Here is a 21,504-nt window from a genome sequence, read left to right as displayed (position 1 = left end):
GGGAGCGGGCCAAAAAGACATTTGCGCGTGCAAATCGCAGTAGAGGGTGTGGGCGCCAAGGGCGCGCACGGTGGGCATGGCAGTGCGCAGCCTTGGGGGCTACACAAGTTTGCCATTGTCTGCTGTTTGCACCTGAAAGCCCAGACAAAATGTCAAGGATTGCCAATCTGGAGGGATTGGCGCGCCTTCTTTACACCCCGTGCGCGCGCTCCTGCGCAAACCGGGCGCGGAACCGGGGGTATTCACCGGCATCCAGCGCGTCGCGGATCTCCTGCATCAGGTTCAGGTAATAGTGCAGGTTGTGGATGGTCGCGAGCATGGGCCCGAGCATCTCGCCGCAGCGGTCCAGATGGTGCAGGTAGGCGCGCGAGAAGCCGCCACGCCCTCCGTCGTTCCAGCTCACGCCTTCGCTGCCCGCGCAGGCGTGGCAGGTGCAGCTCGGGTCCAGCGGCTGGTGGTCGTCCTTGTGGCGCGCGTTCCTGATCTTCAGGTCGCCAAAGCGCGTGAACAGCGTGCCGTTTCTCGCGTTGCGCGTCGGCATGACGCAATCGAACATGTCGACGCCGCAGGCCACGCCCTCCACCAGGTCCTCGGGCGTGCCCACGCCCATCAGGTAGCGCGGTTTGTGCGCGGGCAGGCGGTGCGGCGTGTGCCCCATGATGCGCAGCATGTCTTCCTTGGGTTCGCCCACGCTCACGCCGCCAATCGCATAACCGGGGAAATCCATGGCCGTCAGCGCCTGCAGTGATTCCTCGCGCAGGTGCTCGAACATGCCGCCCTGCACGATGCCGAAGAGCGCATTGGGGTTGGCCAGACGCGCAAATTCCGCTTGTGAGCGGCCAGCCCAGCGCAGGCTCATCTCCATGCTCTTGCGCGCCTCTGGCTCGGTGGTGGCGTGGCCGTCGGTTTCATACGGCGTGCATTCGTCCAGCTGCATGACGATGTCGGAATTGAGCACCGTCTGGATCTGCATGCTCACTTCGGGTGAGAGGAACAGCTTGTCGCCGTTCACCGGGCTGGCAAAGTGCACGCCATCCTCGGTGATCTTGCGCATCGCGCCCAGGCTCCAGACCTGAAAGCCACCCGAATCGGTCAGGATGGGCTTGTGCCACTGCTCAAAGCCGTGCAGGCCGCCAAAGCCCTTGACGATGTCCAGACCCGGGCGCATCCACAAATGAAAGGTGTTGCCAAGGATGATCTGCGCGCCCATCTCATGCAGGCTCCTGGGCATCACGCCCTTGACGGTGCCGTAGGTGCCCACGGGCATGAAGATCGGAGTCTGGATCACGCCGTGGTTGAGCGTGAGGCGGCCGCGCCGGGCGTGGCTGGCGGGGTCGGTGGCGAGCAGGTTGAATTGCAGCATAGGGGCGCGATTGTCCCAGAGAGCATGCAGATGAGCGCTGCCCTACACTGGCATCAACCGACAAGCGATGGAGATGGCGATGCTGAGAATTCTGGTGGCGGTGGATGGCTCTGAACTCGCGCTGGACGCGGTGCACCATGCGATTGCCCTGGTGCGCGAGCATGGTTTGCAGGCCACGCTGGTGCTCGGTCATGTGCAGGAGGAGGCGTCCTTTCTGGAGCTGGCGACGCGCGATGCCGACGTGATTGCGCAGGCGAGCGTGGAGGCCGGGCAGCACTTGATGGCGTCGGCGCTGACGCTGGCCAAGAGTGCGGGGATGGCATGCGAGACCGAAATCGCACTCGGTTCGCCCGCGGCCACGCTGGCGGACATGGCCGACGACTGCGGCTGCGGACTGATTGTGGTGGGCGCCCGCGGCATGAGCGGCCTGCGCGGCGCCCTGCTGGGCTCAGTCTCCCAGGCGCTGGTGCGTGATGCGACGGTGCCGGTGACGGTGGTCAAGCATGAACAGGCTGCCCGGGAGGGTGACGAGGGCGACGCGTGAGCGGGTAGTGCTTACGCCGCCTTCTTCCAGTCGGCCGGCTTGCGCTGCAGTTTGCCGTGTGGCAGTGTGGCCAGGCGTTTGAGCAGGCGCCGGCAGTAGCCGTGGATGCCCAGGCATTTGTTGAGTTCGTCCACCGGCAGCGGGCCGGAGACGACGACGATGTCGTTGGCTTGCAGCAGGGCTCCGGCAGCGCGCAGGCGCCGGCGCTGGGTCTGTGCCCAGGACTGGATGCGCGTGGGGTTGCCGTGGCGGTGCACTTCGCCCGTCTGCACGTCAAAGGCAATGGCGACCATGTCCGTCTTGAGCTTGAAGCGGCGCTCGCCCGTCACCTTGCTCGGTGCCTCGCGCATGTCGTAGAGGTAGTAGCTGCCTGCCTTGAGCTGGTATTGCAGATTCATGGTGGTGAGTCTCCTTGTCTGAATTGTGCTTACGGCGGCGCCCGGGGAAGGCCGGTGAAGCACGAGGAAACTCCGGCTTTTCCATGGCTTGGGCTGCGGTCCCTTCCATCGAGCGCCGAGCGCCATTGTCCAGCATGCGCTGGCGGCGATCAATGGTTTTGCTTTGTCTGGACCGCACGAGCGGCGGTGATGCCAGAATCGACCCCTCCCATGCCTTGGCATGCACCTGCCGTGGCCTCTTTGGATGGCCCTCGCATGGCTGCGTGTGCCTGGAACGATTGACTGGTGAATGGACCCACGATGGATGTGCAACAGGCCCTGAGGGCGCGTCGCTCGGTGCGCGCGTTTCTGTCTACCCCCTTGCCTGCGCAACTGGTGCAAGACCTGCTGGAACAGGCGGCGCGCGCCGCCTCGGGGGGCAATCTGCAGCCCTGGCGCGTGCTGGCGCTGACGGGCGAACCCCTGGCCGCGGTGGTGGCCACTGCCGCGCGCTCTGACGGGGAAGATGGTGGCCACTACCCGCCCAGCCTGTGGGAGCCCTACCGCACGCGCCGTTTTGCCAATGCCGAGGCGATGTACGCCACCGTGGGCCTGGCGCGCGAGGACAAGGCCGGGCGCTTGGTGCACTTTGGCCGCAATGCCGCCTTCTTTGGCGCGCCGGTCGGGGTGCTGATCTGCGTGGACCGTCGCATGGGGTTGCCGCAGTGGACGGACCTGGGCATCTATCTGCAGTCGCTCATGCTGCTGGCGGTGCAGCATGGACTGGCGAGCTGCCCCCAGGGTTTCTGGCGGCGCTATCGCAGCGTGCTGGCGCCCGTGCTGCAGTTGCCCGAGCCTTATGAAATCGCCTGTGGCCTGGCGCTGGGCTACGAGGACACGGACGCGCCCATCAACACCCTGCGCACGCCGCGTGCGCCGTGGCAGGAGTGGGGGCAATTGCGGGGCTGGGTGGCCTGAAAAAAATGGCGGCCATTGGCCGCCACTTTTTTGGCGAGTTGCGCGGACTATTGCAGCGTGACTTCGACGCGCCGCGCCTCGGCCGGGTTGCCTGCGACCGCCGTGTTTTCAGGCTTGCGCAGCTCTACGCTGCTTTCCTGCACACCCAGCGCCAGAAGCGCATCACGCACGGCAATGGCGCGCTGCTTGCTCAGCTCTTCATTGACTTGCTGGCTGCCGGTGGTGTCGTGAAAACCGCTGACGACGGCCGTCTTGCCTGCCTTGACGCCTTCGACGATCACGGCCAGCGCCTGTGAGCCGCCATCGGCCACATCGGCCTTGCCACTGGCAAAGTAGAACTTCACCACGCCGTCCTGCACCACCACCTGGGCGGCATCGTCGGCAATCACCACGGCCACGGGCGCGGCGGCGACTGCTGGCGCGCTGGCCTTGTGGCCGATGCGGGTGAAGACGATGGAGAAGACAAACAGGAGCACGAACAACACCAGCGCCACCAGCAGCGCGAGGACAAAGCCTTGGTGTTCGTCGTTTTGATTGGACATGGTCAGTGTGCGAAGTGTGCAAAACCCGCCATTTTACAGAACTGTCACTTGTAGCTGCGCGCGTCCTCGATCACCTTGCCGTCGTTGGCCAGGCTGCCGGGCGCGACCATCGCCACCTCGCCGCGCAGCTTGGTGACTTCGCGCAGCGTATCGGCGAGCTGATCGGCCAGGCCCGCAGCGGTCTCGCGGGTTTCGACGTGCAGGGTCATGTCGTCGCGCCCCATCTCGCCGCTGACCACCAGGCGCGCCTTGAGAACCTGGGGAAAGCGCTTGGCGACCTCGGCGATCTGCTCAGGGTGCACGAACATGCCGCGCACCTTGGTGGTCTGGTCCGCGCGCCCCATCCAGCCCTTGATGCGCGTGGCGCTGCGCCCGGTGGGGCAGGGGCCGGGCAGAACGGCGGAGAGGTCGCCCGTGGCAAAGCGGATCAGCGGGTAGTCGGGGTTAAGCGTGGTGACGACCAGCTCGCCCACCTCGCCCTCGGGGACCGGGTCGCCGGTGCCGGGGCGCACGATTTCGACGATCACGCCTTCATCGAGCACCAGACCCTCGCGCGCCTCGGTCTCATAGGCGATCAGGCCCAGATCAGCGGTGCCGTAGCACTGATAGCCCTGCACGCCCTGCTGCGCCAGCCAGTCGCGCAGTGAGGGCGGGAAGGCTTCGGCCGAGACCAGTGCCTTGGTCAGGCTGGGCAGCGCGACGCCCATCTCGGTGGCTTTCTCCAGGATGATCTTGAGAAAGCTCGGCGTGCCGATGTAGCCCGCAGGCTTGAGATCGGCGATGGCCTGCACCTGCTGCTCGGTCTGGCCGGTGCCGCCGGGAAACACCGTGCAGCCGAGCGCGTGCGCGGCGGTTTCCATCATCGAGCCGGCCGGCACGAAGTGGTAGGAAAAGCAGTTGTGCACGAGCTCGCCGCGGCGAAAGCCGGCCGCGAAGAGGGCGCGGGCCATGCGCCAGTAGTCGCGCGCCGTGCCTTCGGGTTCGTAGATCGGGCCGGGGCTGGCGAAGACGCGCGGCATGTGCTCGCCCCAGCCGTGCGCGGCAAAACCGCCGAAGGCGTCGGCGCCGGCGGCGCGGGCGGTGTGCTGGCGTTGATGCAGTTCGGATTTGCGCGTGACGGGCAGATGGGCCAGGGCGGCGCGACTGGTGACGGCTCTGGCGTCGACCCCCTGCAGGATTTGTGCGAAGGCGCTTGAATGCTGCTGCGCGTGCGCCACCTGCCGTGCCAGCGCGGCCATGTGTGCGGCTTCGCGCTCATCCTGCGAGCGGGTTTCGAGCGCGTCGTAAAACTCGGTCATGGCGCGGGTCTTTCCATTGGTTGTTTGAGGTCAAACTGGCTGTAAACCCTTGCTGTATAAGCGTTTGCAGCTATTGAAATGATTCATGCAAGCCAGCGTTTGCGCCGCTTGTAGCTCTTGACGTCGCGAAAGCTCTTGCGCTCGGCGCCGCCCACGCCGAGATAGAACTCCTTGACGTCCTCGTTGCTCGCCAGCTCGCTCGCCGAGCCATCCATCACCACGCGACCGCTTTCCATGATGTAGCCGTAGCTGGCGTATTTCAGCGCCATGTGGGTGTTCTGTTCGGCCAGCAGGAAGGTCGTGCCTTCCTTGGTGTTGAGGTCGCGCACGATGTTGAAGACTTCCTCGACGAGCTGGGGCGCCAGGCCCATCGAGGGCTCATCGAGCAGCACCAGCGTCGGGCTACTCATGATCGCGCGCCCGATCGCGCACATCTGCTGCTCGCCGCCCGAGGTGTAGGCCGCCTGGCTCTTGCGCCGCTCTTTCAGGCGCGGAAAGTAGGCGTAGACCTTCTCCAGGCTGGCCGCGATCTCGGCGCGGCTGGTGCGCGTGTAGGCGCCGGTCAGCAGGTTCTCTTCGATCGTCAGGTGGGCGAAGCAGTGGCGCCCCTCCATCACCTGCACTACGCCGCGCTTGACCAGCTCGGACGGGGTGAGGTTTTCGATGCGCGCGCCCTGGTATTCGATGCTGCCCTTGGTGACCTCCCCGCGCTCGCCCTTGAGCAGGTTGGAGACGGCGCGCAGCGTGGTCGTCTTGCCCGCGCCGTTGCCGCCGAGGATGGCGACGATGGCGCCCGCGGGCACGGTGAGCGAGACGCCCTTGAGCACCAGGATCACGTGGTTGTAGATGACCTCGATGCCGTTGACGTCGAGCAGGGTGGGGGTTTCAGGCATGGTGCGTGCTTCTGGCGAGGCCGGCCGCCCGCCGCGGCACCGGGCCACGGGCGGGGCGCCGGTGCTCACTGGCAGGTGCGGGGCGTGATCTTGTGCTCGGCCGCGTACTTGGCCGAGGACTCGTTGTCCACGCCGTCGACGATCCCGCGGTCGGCTTCGATCCAGTCACTGGAGAGCTTCCACTCCTTGCCGTCCCAGGTGGAGATGCGCGCCTTGTACGAGCCCATGTGGTCGGCGCAGCTGGTCTTGATCGGCAGCAGAATGCCGTTGAAACCGAGCTCGTCGATGCGCGCCTGCGTGATGTCCAGGTTCTCCAGCGCCCAGCGCACTTCCTCACCGGTCACGCGCTGGCCCTTCTTGTTGAAGTGCTCCTGCGCGGTGCGGATGGCTTCCGACGAGAACAGCGCCGCCAGCAGACCGCGTACGTAGAGCACGTCGCCCACCTCGCTCTTGTTGCTGGCCGTGCCCTGCCCCTTGGCGTAGAGCTCGGAGAGGATGTCCTTGATCACCTTGGCGTCGCGGTTGGCGGTGCTTTGCAGCACCACCGCGTTGTAGCCCTTGGCACCGTCGGCCACGTCCTTCACGTCGGTCTCGGCGCCGGCCCACCAGGAGCCGTACATGCGGTCGCGTGCGAAGCCTACGCCCTGCGCCTCCTTGAGCGCCGTGGGCGTCATCACGCCGTAGCCGCGCAGGATGATGTAGTCTGGCTTGTCGCGACGCACCTGCAGCCAGGTGGCCTTCTGTTCCAGACCTGGCGGCGTCACAGGCAGCTCGATCAGGTTGAAGCCGTGTTTTTGCGCGCGCACCTTGATCAGCGGAATCGTTTCCTTGCCGTAGGGGCTGTCGTGGTAGACGAGGGCAATTTTCTTGCCCTTGAGCTTGTCCATGCCGCCCTCGCGTTTGCCGATGGCTTGCAGGATCACGTCGTCGCCCACCTCGTAGTTGCCGCCGACCGGGAAGACCCAGTTGAACACCTTGCCGTTGGCCGAATCGCCGCGCCCGTAGCCGAGGATGAGCAGCGGGATCTTGTCGGTATCGGCCTTCTCGGTGATCGCGAAGGTGGCACCGGTGGACCAGGGCTGGAACACCACCGCACCGCCGTTCTTGGTTTTCATGCGTTCGTAGCACTCGACCGTCTTGGCGGTGTCATAGCCGGTTTCGCATTCTTCGTAGTCGAGCTTGACGCCGTTGATGCCCCCGCGCGCATTGATGAGCTTGTAGTAATCGTCCAGGCCGTTGGCTGCGGGCGTGCCGCTCGGTCCGTAGGGGCCGGTGCGGTAGGTCACCAGCGGCATGTACTGCGACACGCCCTGCGCCAGCACCGGCGCGCCGGTGAGGGCAATGCCGGCCGCCGCCAGCAGCGTGCCTGCCAGCTTGGTAAGAATCCTCGTATGGTGCATGTCAGTCTCCTTGGGAATGAGCGAGGGTGAAGGGAAAAGGCCGGGAATTGGTGTCAATGCGGGAACGGCCATAACCGCATTTTCTGCTTGCCCGTGGACCACAGCCGCGCCAGGCCATGCGGCTCGACGATGAGGAACCAGACGATCAGCATGCCGAAGATGATGAACTCCGCGTGCGTTGCAGCGGTGGTGGTGATCTCCACGTGGAAGATAGACGCCAGCCAGGGCAGCAGGCGCGTGAGCACGATGGGCAGGATGATGATGAAGGCCGCGCCGAACAGGCTGCCCATGATCGAGCCCAGGCCGCCGATGATGATCATGAACAGCAGCTTGAGCGAGACGTCGAGCGAGAACGCCGCCGGCTCCCACGAACCCAGGTAGAAAAAGCCCCAGAGCACGCCGGCCACGCCCAGAATGAAACTGCTCACGGCAAACGCCGTGAGCTTGGCGTACATCGGGCGGATGCCGATCACCGCGGCGGCCACGTCCATGTCGCGGATCGCCATCCACTCGCGCCCGATGGCGCCGCGCACCAGGTTCTTGCTGGCCAGCGCCAGCAGCGCCAGCACCGTCAGGCAGAACAGGTATTTGGCCGGGCTCGATTCCAGCGGGATGCCCATGATCGAAAGATTGGACATTGCCACCGCGCCCGAGGCGCTGTCCAGCGTGAACCAGCGCACGCGCAGGAACAGCCAGTCGGCGAAAAACTGTGCCGCCAGCGTCGCCACCGCCAGGTACAGGCCCTTGATGCGCAGGCTGGGCAGGCCGAACGCCACGCCAAACGCCGCCGCACACGCGCCGCCCAGCAGCATGGCCGGCACCAGCGGCATGCCCGGCACCCGCATGATGAAGTTGTACGCGCCGTAGGCCCCCACCGCCATGAAGGCTGCGCCGCCGAGTGAAATCTGGCCGCAGTAGCCCACCAGGATGTTGAGTCCGAGCGCCGCCAGCGACATGATGACGAAGGGAATCAGGATGGCGGCGAACAGGTATTCGCTGGCGATAAAGGGCACGACGGCGAAGGCGAACACCACGACGGCGAGCACTGCCACGCGGTCCTGCAGGATGGGAAAGATCTGCTGGTCAGCGCGGTAGCTGGTCTTGAATTGGCCGTTTTCGCGGTAGAACATCTTGTGGTTGAGCGTTAAGCGATGAGCGTTGAGCGTGTGAACAGGCGGGGCGTTGACGAGATTGCACGCTGAACGCTGAACGCCCAACGCTGAACTTCTTCTTCACACCCGATCAATGATCTTCTCCCCGAACAGGCCCTGCGGGCGAAACAGCAGGAACACGAGGGCGAGCACGTAGGCGAACCAGATCTCGATGCCGCCGCCGACAAACGGCCCGAGGAAGACCTCGGAGAGCTTCTCGCTTGCGCCGATGATGAGTCCGCCGACGATGGCGCCGGGCACCGACGTAAGCCCCCCCAGAATCACCACCGGCAGCGCGCGCAGCGCCAGCGTGGAAAGCGAGAACTGCACGCCGAGCTTGCTGCCCCAGACCATGCCCGCTACCAGTGCCGCCACGCCCGCCACGCACCAGACGATGACCCAGATGCGCGACAGCGGAATGCCCACCGACTGCGCCGCCTGGTGGTCGTCGGCCACCGCGCGCAGCGCGCGCCCGGTGGTCGTCTTTTGAAAGAACAGCGCCAGGGCGGCAACCAGCGTGGCGGCAATGGCGGCGGCAATCAGGTCTTCGGGGTCGACCAGCAGGCCACCGTCAAAGAGGTTGCCCAGAATGAACATCGGGTCCTTGGGCATGCCGATGTCGATCTTGTAGATGTCGCCGCCAAACACCGTCTGGCCGACGCCTTCGAGGAAGTAGGCGATGCCCAGCGTCGCCATCAAGAGCGTGGTCTCGGACTGGTTCACCAGGTGGCGCAGCGCCAGGCGCTCGATCAGCCAGGCGACAAGAAACATCAGCAGCGCCGCACCGATGAAGGCGAGCACGTTGGCCAGCACCTTGCTCTCGATGCCCGTCCACTGTGGTATCCACTCGGCCAGGCGTGCCATCGCCAGCGCCGCGAACAGCACCATCACGCCCTGCGCGAAGTTGAACACGCTCGAGGCCTTGAAGATCAGCACGAAGCCCAGCGCGACGAGCGCGTAGAGCATGCCGGTCATCAAGCCGCTGATCAGGGTTTCGAGAAAAAAGCCCATGTCTGGATTCGGTTCAGCGTTGGGTGTTCGGCGTTGGGCGTGGGGGCCGTGCCGTGCATCGTTGTTTCATGAATGCCATCGTTGTCTCCAGTTTGCCTCGCTCAACGCCGAACGCTCAACCTCTTCACGCTGCCGCGCCCAGGTAGGCGCGGATCACGTCTTCGTTGGCGCGCACCTCGTCCGGCGTGCCGTCGCCTATCTTCTTGCCGTAGTCCAGCACCACCACGCGATCGGAGATATCCATCACCACGCCCATGTCGTGCTCGATCAGCACGATGGTGGTGCCGAACTCGTCGTTCACGTCCAGGATGAAGCGGCTCATGTCCTGCTTTTCCTCGACGTTCATGCCCGCCATCGGTTCATCGAGCAGCAGCACCTGCGGCTCCATCGCCAGCGCCCGGCCCAGATCGACGCGCTTTTGCAGGCCGTAGGGCAGTTGGCCCACCGGCGTCTTGCGGTGCGCCTGGATTTCGAGGAAGTCGATGATGTGCTCGACGAATTCGCGGTGATGCACCTCTTCGCGTTCAGCCGGGCCGATGCGCAGCGCCTGCAGGAACAGGTTGCTTTTGATCTTGAGGTTGCGCCCGCTCATGATGTTGTCCAGCACGCTCATGCCCTTGAAGAGCGCGAGGTTCTGGAAGGTGCGCGCCACGCCCATCTCCGCCACCTGGCGGCTGTTCATGTGGCTGAAGGTGCGCCCGCGAAAGGTGATGGCGCCCTCCTGCGGCGTGTAGACGCCGTTGATGCAGTTGAGCATTGAGCTCTTGCCCGCGCCGTTGGGGCCGATGATGGCGCGCACCTCGTGCTCGCGCACGTCGAAGCTGATGTCGGTGAGCGCGCGCACGCCGCCAAAGCGCAGGCTGATGTGCTTGACCTCCAGAATCACGTCGCCTATAGTTCTTGAGCCATTTTTGCCTGTGGCGCCCGTCTGTTGTGCGCTGACAGCTATGGTTGGCGTAGCAATTGAGGTCATGCGGCCTTCCTCGCCGCAGGGTGGCGCGTGGCATCCAGAATCTTGAGCGTGGCAGATACCGTGCCGCTGCGCCCGTCCTCGAACTTGACCTTGGTCTCGATGAACTGCTCGCTGCGGCCCGCGTACAGCGCATCGATCAGCACCGCGTATTTCTCGGCGATGAAATTGCGGCGCACCTTGCGCGTGCGCGTGAGCTCGTCATCGTCCGGATCGAGCTCCTTGTGCAGCACCAGAAAGCGCGCCACCTGCGTCGCGGCCATGCCTTCTTCGGCGGCGAGGTCGGCGTTCACCTGCGCCATGCATTCACGCATCATCTCAAGCACCTCGGGTTTGCCCGCCAGGTCCACATAACCAGCGTAGGGCAGCCCGCGGCGTTCGGCCCAGTTGCCCACCGCGTCAAAGTCGATGTTGACGAAGGCGCAGACCTCATCGCGGTCGTGGCCAAAGCACACCGCCTCCTTGATCTGCGGATAGAACTTGAGCTTGTTCTCGATATAGTTGGGCGCGAACATCGCGCCGCCCTTGAGCTTGCCCACGTCCTTGGCGCGGTCGATGATGCGTAGCTGCCCGGCGGCGTCGATCAGGCCGGCGTCGCCGGTGTGAAACCAGCCCTCGCCGTCCAGCACCTCGGCGGTCGCGTCCGGGCGCTTGTAGTACTCCTTGAGCAGCGCGGCGCTTTTCACCAGCACCTCGCCGCTATCGGCAATGCGCACCTCAACGCCCGGTGCGGGCTGGCCCACGGCGGCCAGCTCCACCTGCCCGTCGCGCTGGATGCAGACGTAAGCCGAGGTCTCGGTCGAGCCGTAGAGCTGCTTCAAGTTGACGCCGATCGAGCGAAAGAAGCGAAACAGATCGGGCCCGATGGCCGCGCCTGCGGTGTAGGCGACGCGGATGCGCGAGAGGCCCATGACGTTGCGCAACGGCCCGTAGATCAACAGATCGGCCGCGCGGTATTTGAGGCGATCGAGTGCGTCCACCGGCTTGCCGTCCAGGATGTCGGCGCCCACGCGCTTGGCTAGTTGCATGCAGCGCTCGAACAGCCAGCGCTTGGGGCGGGCCGCGTCCTCCATGCGGATAGAGACCGAGGTCAGCAAACCTTCGAAGATGCGCGGTGGCGCGAAGTAATACGTCGGTCCGATCTCGCGCAGGTCGATCGCCACCGTGCTCGCGTCCTCGGGGCAGTTGATGGTGAAACCCACGGCAATCCACTGCGCGAACGAGAAAAGATGATCCCCGGCCCAGGCGGGCGGCAGGTAGGAGACCACGTTTTCCAGGGGCGTGAGCTGGTCCACTTCCTGCCCGCCCCGAGCCGCGATCACGAAACCCTCGTGCGAAAGGCACACGCCCTTGGGACGGCCCGTCGTGCCCGAGGTGTAGAGAATGATCGAGGTGTCCTGGGGTGTGAGCCGTGCCAGCCCGGCCTGCCACTGGCCCGGGTGCGCCGCATCCCAGTCGCGGCCCTTGGCCAGCAATTGCTCCATGCTGATCAACCCGGGCTGGGTGTAGTGGCGCAGACCGCGCGGGTCTTCGTAAATGATGACTTCCAGCTGCGGATGGCCCTCGCGGATCTCCAGCAGCTTGTCCACCTGCTCCTGGTCTTCGGCGTAGGCAAAGCGGATTTCGGCATCCTGCAGCACAAAGCTCATCTCGGCCGCGACCGCATCCTGGTAGAGCGGGATAGGCACCGCCCCCAGGCTTTGTACGGCGGCAAATCCAAGATAGCAGTACGGGCGGTTGCCGCTGACAAAGGCCAGGTTCTCACCGCGGCGCAGACCCAGCGCCGCCAGGCCGCAGGCCATGCGACGCATGTCGTCGGCGGCCTCTTGCCAGCTCCAGATCTGCCAGATGCCGTACGCCTTCTCGCGCAGCGCAGGCGCTCCCGGGCGCTCTTGTGCTTGCTGCAGCAGCAGGTGGGGGAAGGTGCTGGTCATTCCGGTGGGGGAGTGCGTTCCTGTGAACGATCAGGCATCGTGCGCCATGGTTTGACGTAATTTTGTCTTTTCAACGACAATTTAAGGGTTTTCCATTATTGGGGGAAACCCTTGAACGTTGGCCCAGTGGTCGCCCGCTATCCTCCTGCCATGTACGCCGCCTACTTCGGCCTTGAGCACCCGCCCTTCTCGATTGCCCCCGATCCGCGCTATCTCTTTCTGAGCGAGCGCCACCGGGAGGCACTGGCGCATCTGCTCTACGGGCTTGATGGCGGCGGTGGTTTCGTGCTGCTCACGGGGGAGGTGGGGACGGGCAAGACCACGGTCTGCCGCTGTTTCCTGCAGCAGATGCCGCCCAACTGCACGGCGGCCTACATCTTCAATCCCAAGCTCAGCGCGCAGGAATTGCTGGCCACCATCTGCGACGAGTTTGGCATCGCCCACCCGGCGAGCGATCCGGCGCGGCCCAGCATCAAGGAATGCGTCGACCCCCTGAATGCCTGGCTGCTCGCCCAGCATGCCGCGGGCAAGAACGCCGTGCTCATCATCGACGAGGCACAAAGCCTTTCGGGTGACGTGCTGGAGCAGTTGCGCCTGCTGACCAACCTTGAGACCGACGAAAAAAAGCTGCTGCAGATCGTCCTGATCGGCCAACCCGAGCTGCGCGAGCTGGTGGCGCAGCCGCAATTGACGCAACTGGCCCAGCGCGTGATTGCGCGCTACCACCTCGGCGCGCTCACGCGCGGGGAAACGGCGCAGTACATCGCTCACCGCATGGCCGTGGCGGGCTGCAAGGGGCCGACGCCGTTTGCGCAGCGGGCGCTGGCACGCGTGCACCAGCTCTCCGGCGGGATTCCCCGGCGCATCAATCTGTTGTGTGACCGCGCGCTGTTGGCCGCCTATGCAACCGGGCAACGCACGGTGGATGCAGCCCTGGTCACCCGCGTGGCACACGAAGTGTTTTCTCATGCGCCGGCACGCTCCGTTGGGCGCAGCCGCTGGCTGGCGGCTTTGCTGGGCGCGATCGCGGGGGCGGCTGTCGTGGCTGCGTTGCTGGCCTTCCCCGCGTATTGGTCCGGGGCCTTGGTGCGGATGCAAGGCGCGGTGTCCAGTCCGGGCTCTGGTGTGGCACAAGCGCCTGCAAAGGCACCAGCCGGCGCCGCCAAGGAGCGTTGATTCCCCATGTCCACCATTCTCGAAGCCTTGCGCCGTGCCGAGCAGGAGCGCAACCGTGGCAAGGTGCCAACCTTGCATGGCCCTGCGTCGGTGTTGGCGGGTGCACCTGCGCCTGCGCCATCCGGCAGTCCGCATGCGGCGCGCTGGCTGTGGGGCACAGCGGGGCTGGCCTGCGCCGCTGCGATTGCCGCCGCGCTCTGGTGGTTGCAGCGGCCGCAGCCGCAGCGGCTCGCAGCCATCGCGCCCACACCGGTGACCACTGCGGCGGTGGCTGTGGCCGCCGCGCCGCCCGAGATGCCGGCGCAGACGGTGCAGAAGAAAGAGCCGCCGCGTGCCGCAGAGCGCGCGCCGCAGCCGTCCTCGACGGCCCACAAGCGGGCGCAGGCACCGGAGAAGGCTGCGCCGGCCAAGGCAAGGCATTCGGAGGCACCTGCCCAAAAGCCGGCTGCCAAGGCCACGCCTGCGCCTGCCAAGACGCAGGCATCGGGCCCGGTGTTCGCGCCGGCGGATCTGCCGGCCTCCGTGCGCGCCGAGCTGCCCAGGCTGCATCTGGCAGGCATCACCTATTCCACCAACGCCAAGCTGCGTATGGCCATCGTCAACGGCCAGGTGCTGCATGAAGGCGAGAGTGCGATTCCGGGCCTGGTGCTCGAACGCGTGGAGCCAGGGCGCACCATCTGGGCGTTTCGCGGCTACCGCGTCGCGCTGACGTCGGAGTGAGCGGACGTGGCGTGTGAATCACCGATCTACCGGCGCCGGCGCCCGCCGTTGGCACATGAGTTGGCTGATATCCCCTGGGTGGGGGTGCTGGAGCCAGAGCATCGAGAGCGCGCCATTGCCGGCATCGTGGTCGGCGTGGCCATACCCGGCGACTATGTTTGCCGCACGGGCCGACCCGTGACCTACTGGTTCGGCGTCATCGATGGCCTGCTCAAGATGACCATAGACAGCGCCCAGGGCGATGCAGTCACCATCATCGGCGTGCCGCCGGGCGGCTGGTTCGGTGAAGGCACGGTGCTCAAGCGCGAGCCCTACCGCTACAACATTCAGGCGCTGCGCAAGAGCCTGGTGGCGGGCCTGCCGATAGCCACCTTTCACTGGCTGCTTGACCATTCGATCGGCTTCAACCGATTCATCATGGATCAGCTCAACGAGCGCGTGGGCCAGTTCATTGCCGCGCGCGAGACCGACCGGCTACACAACCCGGAGGCACGCGTGGCGCTGAGCCTGGCGGCGCTGTTCAACCCGGTGCTCTACCCCGGTGTGGGCAAACTCCTGCGCATCACGCAGCAGGAGCTGGCCTACCTGGTAGGTCTGTCGCGCCAGCGCGTCAACGAGGCGCTGGCGCAGCTGCAGGCGCGGGGCGCGATCCGCGTGGAGTACGGGGGCTTGCGGGTGCTCGATGTGCAGGCGCTGCGCGCGCCGTGGCAGCCGCCCGCACGTGGAAGCGGCGAGAGCGCGTTGCAACCGTCACACAGCCGCTGAGAAGCGACGCGGCCGGGGCGGACACAAGGCTGGCTGCGCTGAAAGTGTGCGTGAGTCAGGGCGATATTCAGCCAAAAATATGGCTTTGGCGCATGTACAGCAAGCGCTATAAGCTATTATTTTGATATATTTTTGACAGAGCGCAGCCACGCTGCACCTCGGCGTTGAAATCGCGCCAAGCGCCCCTATCTGCCATTCGCCGTGTCCGCTTGATCGCCGCTTTGCCGTGCGCCGGGCATTTTCTGGTCTATCCAACCCTGTCATCCATGAGCAAACAACACCATTCCTTCCAGGCCGAAGTTGCGCAACTGCTGCACCTGGTCACGCATTCGCTGTATTCCAACAAGGAAATCTTCCTGCGCGAACTGGTTTCCAACGCGTCGGACGCCTGCGACAAGCTGCGCTTTGAAGCGCTGAACAACGCCGCGCTGTACGAGGATGCGCCCAATCTGGAAGTGCGCGTGTCGTTCGACAAGGAAAAACGCACCATCACGATCCAGGACAATGGCATCGGCATGAGCGCGCAGGAAGCCATCGACAATCTGGGCACCATTGCCAAAAGCGGCACGCGCGACTTCCTGAGCCGCCTCAGTACCGAGCAAAAGGCCGACGCCACCGAGCAAGGCCAGCTCATCGGTCAGTTTGGCGTGGGCTTTTACTCGGGCTTCATCGTCGCCGACAAGATCACGGTGGAAAGCCGCCGCGCCGGCCTCAAGCCCGAGGAAGGCGTGCGCTGGGTGAGCGGCGGCGCGGGCGACTTCGACGTCGAGACCATCACCCGGCCTGAGCGCGGCAGCGCCGTCATCCTGCACCTGCGCGCTGACGCGGATGAGTACCTCAACGCCTGGAAGCTCAAGAGCGTGATCGGCAAATATTCCGACCACATCAGCCTGCCCATCCTGATGGAAAAAGAGGAATGGAAAGAGGGCGAGAAAGAGGGCGAGCCCGGCAGCATGGTCAAGACCGGCGAGTGGGAGACCATCAACAAGGCCAACGCGCTCTGGGCCCGAGCCAAGAAGGACATCAGCACCGAAGAGTACGAAGAGTTCTACAAAGCCATCTCGCACGACTTCGAAAAGCCCCTGACCTGGGCGCACAACCGCGTCGAGGGCAATACCGAATACACGCAGCTCTTGTACATCCCCGCCAAGGCGCCGTTTGACTTGTACCAGCGCGACAAGCACGCGGGCATCAAGCTGTACGTGAAGCGCGTCTTCATCATGGACGACGCCGAGGCGCTGATGCCCGGCTACCTGCGCTTCGTCAAGGGCGTGATCGATTCGAGCGACCTGCCGCTGAACGTCTCGCGCGAGCTGTTGCAGGAAAGCCGCGACGTGCGCCTGATCCGCGACGGCAGTGTCAAGCGCGTGCTCTCCATGCTCGAAGACCTGGCGAAGAACGACAAACACGAAGCCGGTGAAGCCAAGGACGGCGTGACGGATGTCGTCAGCGACGAAGACAAGGCCAAGGAAGGCAAGTACAGCCGGTTTTACGCTGAGTTCGGCGCCGTGCTCAAGGAAGGCCTGGGCGAGGACTTCGCCAACCGTGAACGCATTGCCAAGTTGCTGCGCTTTGCCTCGACCACGCACGAGGGCGTCTCGTTTTCCGACTACAAGGCGCGCATGAAGGAAGGCCAGGAGGCCATCTACTACATCACCGCCGACACGCTCGCCGCCGCCAAGAACAGCCCACAACTTGAAGTCTTCAAGAAGAAAGGGATCGAAGTGCTGCTCATGGCCGATCGCGTCGATGAATGGGCGCTGGGCTACCTGCAGGATTTCGACGGCACGCCGCTGCAGTCGGTCGCCAAGGGCGCGGTCGATCTGGGCAAGCTGCAGGACGAGGCCGAAAAGAAGGCGGCAGAGGAAGCCGCCGAGGCCTTCAAACCGCTGCTCGCCAAGCTCAAGGAGGCGCTCAAGGACAAGGCCGAGGACGTGCGCGTGACTACGCGTCTCGTCGATTCACCGGCCTGTCTCGTCGTGAAGGAAGGCGACATGAGTGGCCAATTGGCACGGCTTCTGAAGCAGGCGGGTCAAAATGCGCCGGATGTGAAGCCTGTGCTGGAAGTGAACCCCGAGCACCCGCTGGTCAAGAAGCTGGACGGCAGCGTGCATTTCAACGACTTGGCCAATATCCTGTTCGACCAGGCATTGCTGGCCGAGGGCGGGCTGCCGGAAGACCCGGCGGCGTATGTCAAGCGGGTGAATGCGCTGCTGGTGTAGGGGTGGCATTGCGCGGCGGAATCCGTCGCGCGCGTCCGTTGTGTGTGGGCATCGGTAAGAATACGCGCATGTTCCGGTTCTTTCTGCTGTTTCTCGGTATCCAGCTCTCTCTGTTCGGCATCAACCTGTTGCATTGGGTGCAGGACCATGCCGTTTTACCGTGGACCAAGCTGCTGGCGCAAATCAGCGCTGGCTTGGTCACCTGGTTTGATGCCACCGCCGCAGCCCAAGGCAAGGTACTTTGGAACACCACGACGGGCTTTGGCGTCTCTATCGAGCCTGGTTGCAATGGCATAGAGGCCTGCATCGTGCTGTGCGCAGCAGTACTGGCGTTCCCGGCTTCGTGGCGGCAAAAAATCAAGGGGTTGATCCTTGGCTGCGTGGCGGTGCAGGCGCTCAACGTGGTGCGCGTCATCAGCCTGTATTACCTGGGCCAATGGGATGCGACGGCGTTTGATTTCGCACACCGTTTCCTTTGGCAGGGCCTGATCATGCTGGACGTACTCGTGGTGTGGCTCTTTTGGGTGCGGCGCGTCAGTGGGGGCACGCAAACGGCCCCAGACCATGCTCCGGCTCCCGAGGTGGTGCACGGTTGATGGGCATACAGCGCCTGTCCGCGGCGTGGCGCAACGCTGTGGTGTTGCGTTTTGCATTCGTGGCCACTGTCTGCGTCGTAGTACTGATGGTGGCGTGGACCAAGGCGGCGCCCTGGCTTTCCTACCCGGTCGCCATGCTGACTGAAGAGGTCTTGAAGCACGGTGCGCCACAGTGGACCGGAACAATGCGACGGGACGTCGGGCGCCTCTCGGTAGAGTTCGCCCACGAGGTGGTGCGCCCCAACTCTGGCGGGCAGCGCGCGCGGCCTACCTTCAATGCCGACCCGAAGCGCTATGCCTATGGATTGCCGATCTTTCTCGGGCTTTTGCTCGCCGCCTGGATAACGCACCGCGCGCCAGGAAGACATTGGCGTGCGATGCTTGGTTATCTGCTGCTGCTGCCATTGCAGACTTTCAGTCTGGTCATGCTGTTTCTGATTGGCATGGTGCGAGCAGCCCAGTTCGATCAAAAAATGCTGGCCGTTGCTCCCTGGCAGCTGGATGCAATTGCCTATTGCTTTCAACTGGGGGTGTTGGTTGTACCTACCCTGGGGCCGGTGCTGGTGTGGTTGCTGCTTGACCAGCGCTTTTTCAAAGAAGTGATCATCCCGGGCTGGAAGAGTTCAGGCGGCACCCGGCAATGAGTGCAGCACCACCGGATTTTTTCCATCCGCATCCGCGCTTTCTATCCGCACGCCAAACCCCCACAGCCGCGCCACGTGCTTGAGCACCTCCAGCGTATCGTCGGCCAGCGGCCTGCCCTGCACCTGGGTGTGGCGCAGGGTCAGCGTGCGGTCGCCGCGGCGGTCCACGTTCCAGACCTGGATGTTGGGTTCGCGCATGCCGATGTCGTACTGGCGTGAGAGCGCCTGGCGAAGCAGGCGGTAGCCATCCTCGTCGTGGATGGCGCTCACCAGCAGTTCCTTTTCCCGGGCATCGTCGTGGATGGCAAAGAGGCGCATCTCGCGCATCAGGTGCGGGCTCAGGTACTGGCCGATGAAGCTCTCGTCCTTGAAGTTGCGCATGGCGTGGTGCAGCGCCGGCAGCCAGGGCGTGCCCGCCAGCTCGGGGAACCAGCGGCCGTCTTCCTCGGTGGGCTGCTCGCAGATGCGCCGGATGTCGCGGTACATCGCAAAGCCCAGGGCGTAGGGGTTGATGCCGCTGTACGCGGGGTGGCCGACCGGCGGTTGATAGACCACATTGGTGTGTGACGAAAGCCATTCCAGCATCACCGCGTCGGTCAGCCAGCCATCGTCGTAGAGCTGGTTCATCAGCGTGTAGTGCCAGAAGGTGGCCCAGCCTTCGTTCATGACCTGGGTCTGGCGCTGCGGGTAGAAGTATTGTGCGATCTTGCGCACGATGCGGATCACCTCGCGCTGCCAGGGCTCGAGCAGCGGCGCGTGCTTTTCGATGAAATAGAGAATGTTTTCCTGCGGCTCGCTCGGAAAGCGCTCCTGCTGCGCCTGCTGCGCTTCTTTCTCGGGCGCGGCGGGCAGGGTGCGCCAGAGCTCGTTGACTTGCTGCTGCGCATGCTCCTGGCGCTCGCGCTGCTCGGCCTGCTCGCGCGCCAGCGACTTGCGCGAGGGCCGCTGGTAGCGGTCCACGCCCACCGTGGACAGCGCGTGGCAGGAATCGAGCAAAGCTTCCACCGCCTCGTAGCCGTAGCGCTCTTCACATTGCGCGACGTAGTCGCGCGCGTAGACCAGGTAGTCGATGATCGAACCCGCATCGGTCCACATGCGAAACAGATAGTTGCCCTTGAAGAAGCTGTTGTGCCCATAGGCCGCGTGGGCGATCACCAGCGCCTGCATCGCGGTGGTGTTTTCTTCCATCAGGTAGGCAATGCAGGGGTTGGAGTTGATGACGATCTCATAGGCCAGGCCCATGTGCCCGCGCCGGTAGCGCCGCTCGGTCGCCAGAAACTCCTTGCCGTAGCTCCAGTGGCGGTAGTTCACCGGCATGCCGACGCTGGCGTAGGCGTCCATCATCTGTTCGGCACTGATGATTTCGAGCTGGTTGGGGTAGGTATCGAGGCCGAAGCGCTCGGCGGTGGCGGCGATCGCGGCGTGGTAGCGTTCGATCAGCTCGAACGTCCAGTCACTCGGGTCGGGCAGCGGCGCGTCGGGGCGCTGTGCCATCGGCAGCGGGGTGTCGGGAACCAGAGGATGGCGCCGCTCGCCGGTGGTAGGCAGCTTCCAGGCGTTGTCGCCGTGGCGCCGTTCGAGCACCGGGTAGTGCGTCGGCATTTGCGACGGATGCTCAGGTGGCGGAAAGGCCATTGGCGTGCTCATGCCTGTACCCCTTCCTTGCGAAACAGCTCGCGAAAGACCGGATAGATCTCGCTCGCCTGCGCTACCTTGCGCATCGCGAATTCCGGGTGGGTGATGAGCAGCTGGCTGTATTCCTGCCAGAGGTTCTGCTCTTCCTCAGCTACCTGCAGGTAAGCGTAGTAACGCACCAGCGGCAGGATCTTGTCTTCCAGCAGCGTGCGGCAGTTGCCGCTGTCGTTGCTGAAGTTGTCGCCGTCGCTTGCCTGCGCGACGTAGATGTTCCAGTCACCCGCCGGGTAGCGGGCGCGGATGATCTCTTCAAGCAGCACGAGTGCGCTGCTCACCACTGTGCCGCCACTCTCCTGCGAATAGAAAAATTCCTGTTCATCCACTTCCGCGGCCTGCGTGTGGTGACGAATGAAGACGATCTCCACCTGCCGGTAGTGGCGCGTGAGAAACAGGTGCAACAGGATGAAGAAGCGCTTGGCCAGGTCCTTGCGCTCCTCGTCCATCGAGCCCGAGACATCCATCACGCAGAACATCACGGCGCGGCTGAAGGGCTCGGGCACCCTCTGGTGCGCGCGAAAACGCAGGTCGATGGGGTCCAGCCACGGCGTCTTGCGGATGCGTTTCTCCAGCCGCGCGATACGCTCGCGCAGTTCGGCCGCTTCGGCTTCGTCATGCAGCGGCTGCAGCAGCAGCACGGCCAGTGCGTCCTTGAGCCGGTCGAGCTCGCGCTGCGGCCCGCGCGTGAGCGCGATGCGCCGGCCCAGCGCGCCGCGCATGCTGCGCACGATGGCCAGGTTGTTGGGCGTGCCGTCCTCGCTGTAGCCCGAGCGGCGCAGCTTGTACGTCGGGTTCTCGGCGATATGCGTGCGCAGCAGACGCGGCAGCGCCAGGTCTTCGAAGAAGAGCTGCATGAACTCTTCGCGCGTGAGGGTGAAGGTGAAATCGTCCTGTCCTTCGCCGCTGTCGCTCGCCTGCGAGCCGCCACCACCGCCGCCGCGTTCGGGGCGCTCGATGCGGTCGCCCGTCACGTATTCGCGGTTGCCCGGGTGCACGGTGTCGCGCACACCGCCCTGGCCGTGGTGAAAGCTGGGCTCGCTGATGTCCCGTTTCGGAATCGTGATGTTCTCGGCCTGCTCGATCTCGCGAATGCCGCGGGTGGAGACGGCGCGGCGCACCGCCTCGGTGATCTGCTGCTTGTAGCGGCGGATGAAGCGTTCGCGGTTGCCCACCGACTTGTTCTTGCCGGAGAGCCTGCGGTCGATGATCTGAAGTGCCATGACGCTCG

At 64.7% G+C, this 21,504-nt stretch carries 20 protein-coding genes; 8 read left to right on the top strand and 12 right to left on the bottom strand.

Annotated features, from left to right (window positions below; translation table 11 throughout):
- Positions 1–190: 190 nt before the first annotated feature.
- On the bottom strand, positions 191–1,363 hold the full coding sequence (gene tgt, locus ABS45_RS15100) for a tRNA guanosine(34) transglycosylase Tgt (RefSeq protein WP_291556819.1): 1,173 nt from the start codon (positions 1,361–1,363) through the stop codon (positions 191–193).
- Positions 1,364–1,442: 79 nt separating this feature from the next.
- Here tgt and ABS45_RS15095 point away from each other — a divergent pair, with 79 nt between their 5' ends.
- A complete protein-coding gene (locus ABS45_RS15095; RefSeq protein ID WP_291556816.1) occupies positions 1,443–1,907 on the top strand; it encodes a universal stress protein in 465 nt (154 codons plus the stop codon).
- Positions 1,908–1,918: 11 nt separating this feature from the next.
- On the opposite strand, the gene ABS45_RS15090 is transcribed toward ABS45_RS15095, so the two are convergent.
- Positions 1,919–2,305, bottom strand: a complete 387-nt coding sequence (locus ABS45_RS15090) for a hypothetical protein (RefSeq protein ID WP_291556811.1) — start codon at positions 2,303–2,305, stop codon at positions 1,919–1,921.
- 300 nt (positions 2,306–2,605) lie between these two features.
- Here ABS45_RS15090 and ABS45_RS15085 point away from each other — a divergent pair, with 300 nt between their 5' ends.
- On the top strand, positions 2,606–3,262 hold the full coding sequence (locus tag ABS45_RS15085) for a nitroreductase (protein WP_291557287.1): 657 nt from the start codon (positions 2,606–2,608) through the stop codon (positions 3,260–3,262).
- A 47-nt stretch (positions 3,263–3,309) separates the two neighbouring features.
- On the opposite strand, the gene ABS45_RS15080 is transcribed toward ABS45_RS15085, so the two are convergent.
- The 8 genes from ABS45_RS15080 to ABS45_RS15045 all read right to left on the bottom strand — a co-directional run bounded on the left by ABS45_RS15080 (position 3,310) and on the right by ABS45_RS15045 (position 12,461).
- Entirely contained in the window at positions 3,310–3,804 is a 495-nt protein-coding gene (locus ABS45_RS15080; protein WP_291556808.1) for an OmpA family protein, read from the bottom strand.
- Positions 3,805–3,848: 44 nt separating this feature from the next.
- The gene (locus tag ABS45_RS15075; protein ID WP_291556805.1) at positions 3,849–5,102 is read right to left on the bottom strand and encodes an AMP-binding protein; all 1,254 of its coding nucleotides are present in this window, start codon (positions 5,100–5,102) and stop codon (positions 3,849–3,851) included.
- 83 nt (positions 5,103–5,185) lie between these two features.
- Entirely contained in the window at positions 5,186–5,995 is an 810-nt protein-coding gene (locus tag ABS45_RS15070) for an ABC transporter ATP-binding protein (protein ID WP_291556801.1), read from the bottom strand.
- Between the two features lie 65 nt (positions 5,996–6,060).
- Entirely contained in the window at positions 6,061–7,395 is a 1,335-nt protein-coding gene (locus ABS45_RS15065; RefSeq protein ID WP_291556798.1) for an ABC transporter substrate-binding protein, read from the bottom strand.
- 53 nt (positions 7,396–7,448) lie between these two features.
- On the bottom strand, positions 7,449–8,525 hold the full coding sequence (locus ABS45_RS15060) for a branched-chain amino acid ABC transporter permease (RefSeq protein ID WP_291556795.1): 1,077 nt from the start codon (positions 8,523–8,525) through the stop codon (positions 7,449–7,451).
- A 102-nt stretch (positions 8,526–8,627) separates the two neighbouring features.
- A complete protein-coding gene (locus ABS45_RS15055; RefSeq protein ID WP_291556792.1) occupies positions 8,628–9,557 on the bottom strand; it encodes a branched-chain amino acid ABC transporter permease in 930 nt (309 codons plus the stop codon).
- Between the two features lie 124 nt (positions 9,558–9,681).
- On the bottom strand, positions 9,682–10,530 hold the full coding sequence (locus ABS45_RS15050; RefSeq protein ID WP_291556789.1) for an ABC transporter ATP-binding protein: 849 nt from the start codon (positions 10,528–10,530) through the stop codon (positions 9,682–9,684).
- A complete protein-coding gene (locus ABS45_RS15045) occupies positions 10,527–12,461 on the bottom strand; it encodes an AMP-binding protein (protein WP_291556786.1) in 1,935 nt (644 codons plus the stop codon). The genes ABS45_RS15050 and ABS45_RS15045 overlap by 4 nt, the downstream gene beginning before the upstream one ends.
- Positions 12,462–12,611: 150 nt before the next feature.
- Between ABS45_RS15045 and ABS45_RS15040 the strand changes: the two genes are divergently transcribed.
- From ABS45_RS15040 to ABS45_RS15015, 6 genes are all read left to right on the top strand, one after another.
- Positions 12,612–13,637, top strand: coding sequence for an AAA family ATPase (locus tag ABS45_RS15040; RefSeq protein ID WP_366246638.1), 1,026 nt, complete (start codon positions 12,612–12,614; stop codon positions 13,635–13,637).
- 6 nt (positions 13,638–13,643) lie between these two features.
- Positions 13,644–14,357, top strand: a complete 714-nt coding sequence (locus ABS45_RS15035; RefSeq protein WP_291556783.1) for a general secretion pathway protein GspB — start codon at positions 13,644–13,646, stop codon at positions 14,355–14,357.
- A 6-nt stretch (positions 14,358–14,363) separates the two neighbouring features.
- Positions 14,364–15,122, top strand: coding sequence for a Crp/Fnr family transcriptional regulator (locus tag ABS45_RS15030; protein WP_291556780.1), 759 nt, complete (start codon positions 14,364–14,366; stop codon positions 15,120–15,122).
- Between the two features lie 266 nt (positions 15,123–15,388).
- A complete protein-coding gene (gene htpG / locus ABS45_RS15025; protein WP_291556778.1) occupies positions 15,389–17,344 on the top strand; it encodes a molecular chaperone HtpG in 1,956 nt (651 codons plus the stop codon).
- A 68-nt stretch (positions 17,345–17,412) separates the two neighbouring features.
- Complete coding sequence (gene xrtH, locus ABS45_RS15020; protein ID WP_291556775.1) at positions 17,413–17,940, top strand: exosortase H; 528 nt, start codon at positions 17,413–17,415, stop codon at positions 17,938–17,940.
- Complete coding sequence (locus tag ABS45_RS15015; RefSeq protein ID WP_291556770.1) at positions 17,940–18,584, top strand: exosortase H-associated membrane protein; 645 nt, start codon at positions 17,940–17,942, stop codon at positions 18,582–18,584. Before xrtH ends, ABS45_RS15015 begins: the two co-directional genes overlap by 1 nt.
- On the opposite strand, the gene ABS45_RS15010 is transcribed toward ABS45_RS15015, so the two are convergent.
- A complete protein-coding gene (locus tag ABS45_RS15010) occupies positions 18,564–20,078 on the bottom strand; it encodes a SpoVR family protein (protein WP_291557284.1) in 1,515 nt (504 codons plus the stop codon). The two genes, ABS45_RS15015 and ABS45_RS15010, sit on opposite strands and share 21 nt — an antisense overlap.
- A gap of 149 nt (positions 20,079–20,227) precedes the next feature.
- Positions 20,228–21,496 (bottom strand): YeaH/YhbH family protein, encoded by a 1,269-nt coding sequence (locus tag ABS45_RS15005; RefSeq protein WP_291556767.1) that lies wholly within the window; start codon positions 21,494–21,496, stop codon positions 20,228–20,230.
- Between the last annotated feature and the right edge of the window lie 8 nt (positions 21,497–21,504).

The sequence above is a fragment of the Comamonas sp. SCN 65-56 genome (genome assembly GCF_001724135.1).
Classification (GTDB): domain Bacteria; phylum Pseudomonadota; class Gammaproteobacteria; order Burkholderiales; family Burkholderiaceae_C; genus Comamonas_C.
The sequence above is the reverse complement of the archived record's forward strand: the minus strand, read 5'-3'. Positions and strand labels throughout refer to the sequence as shown.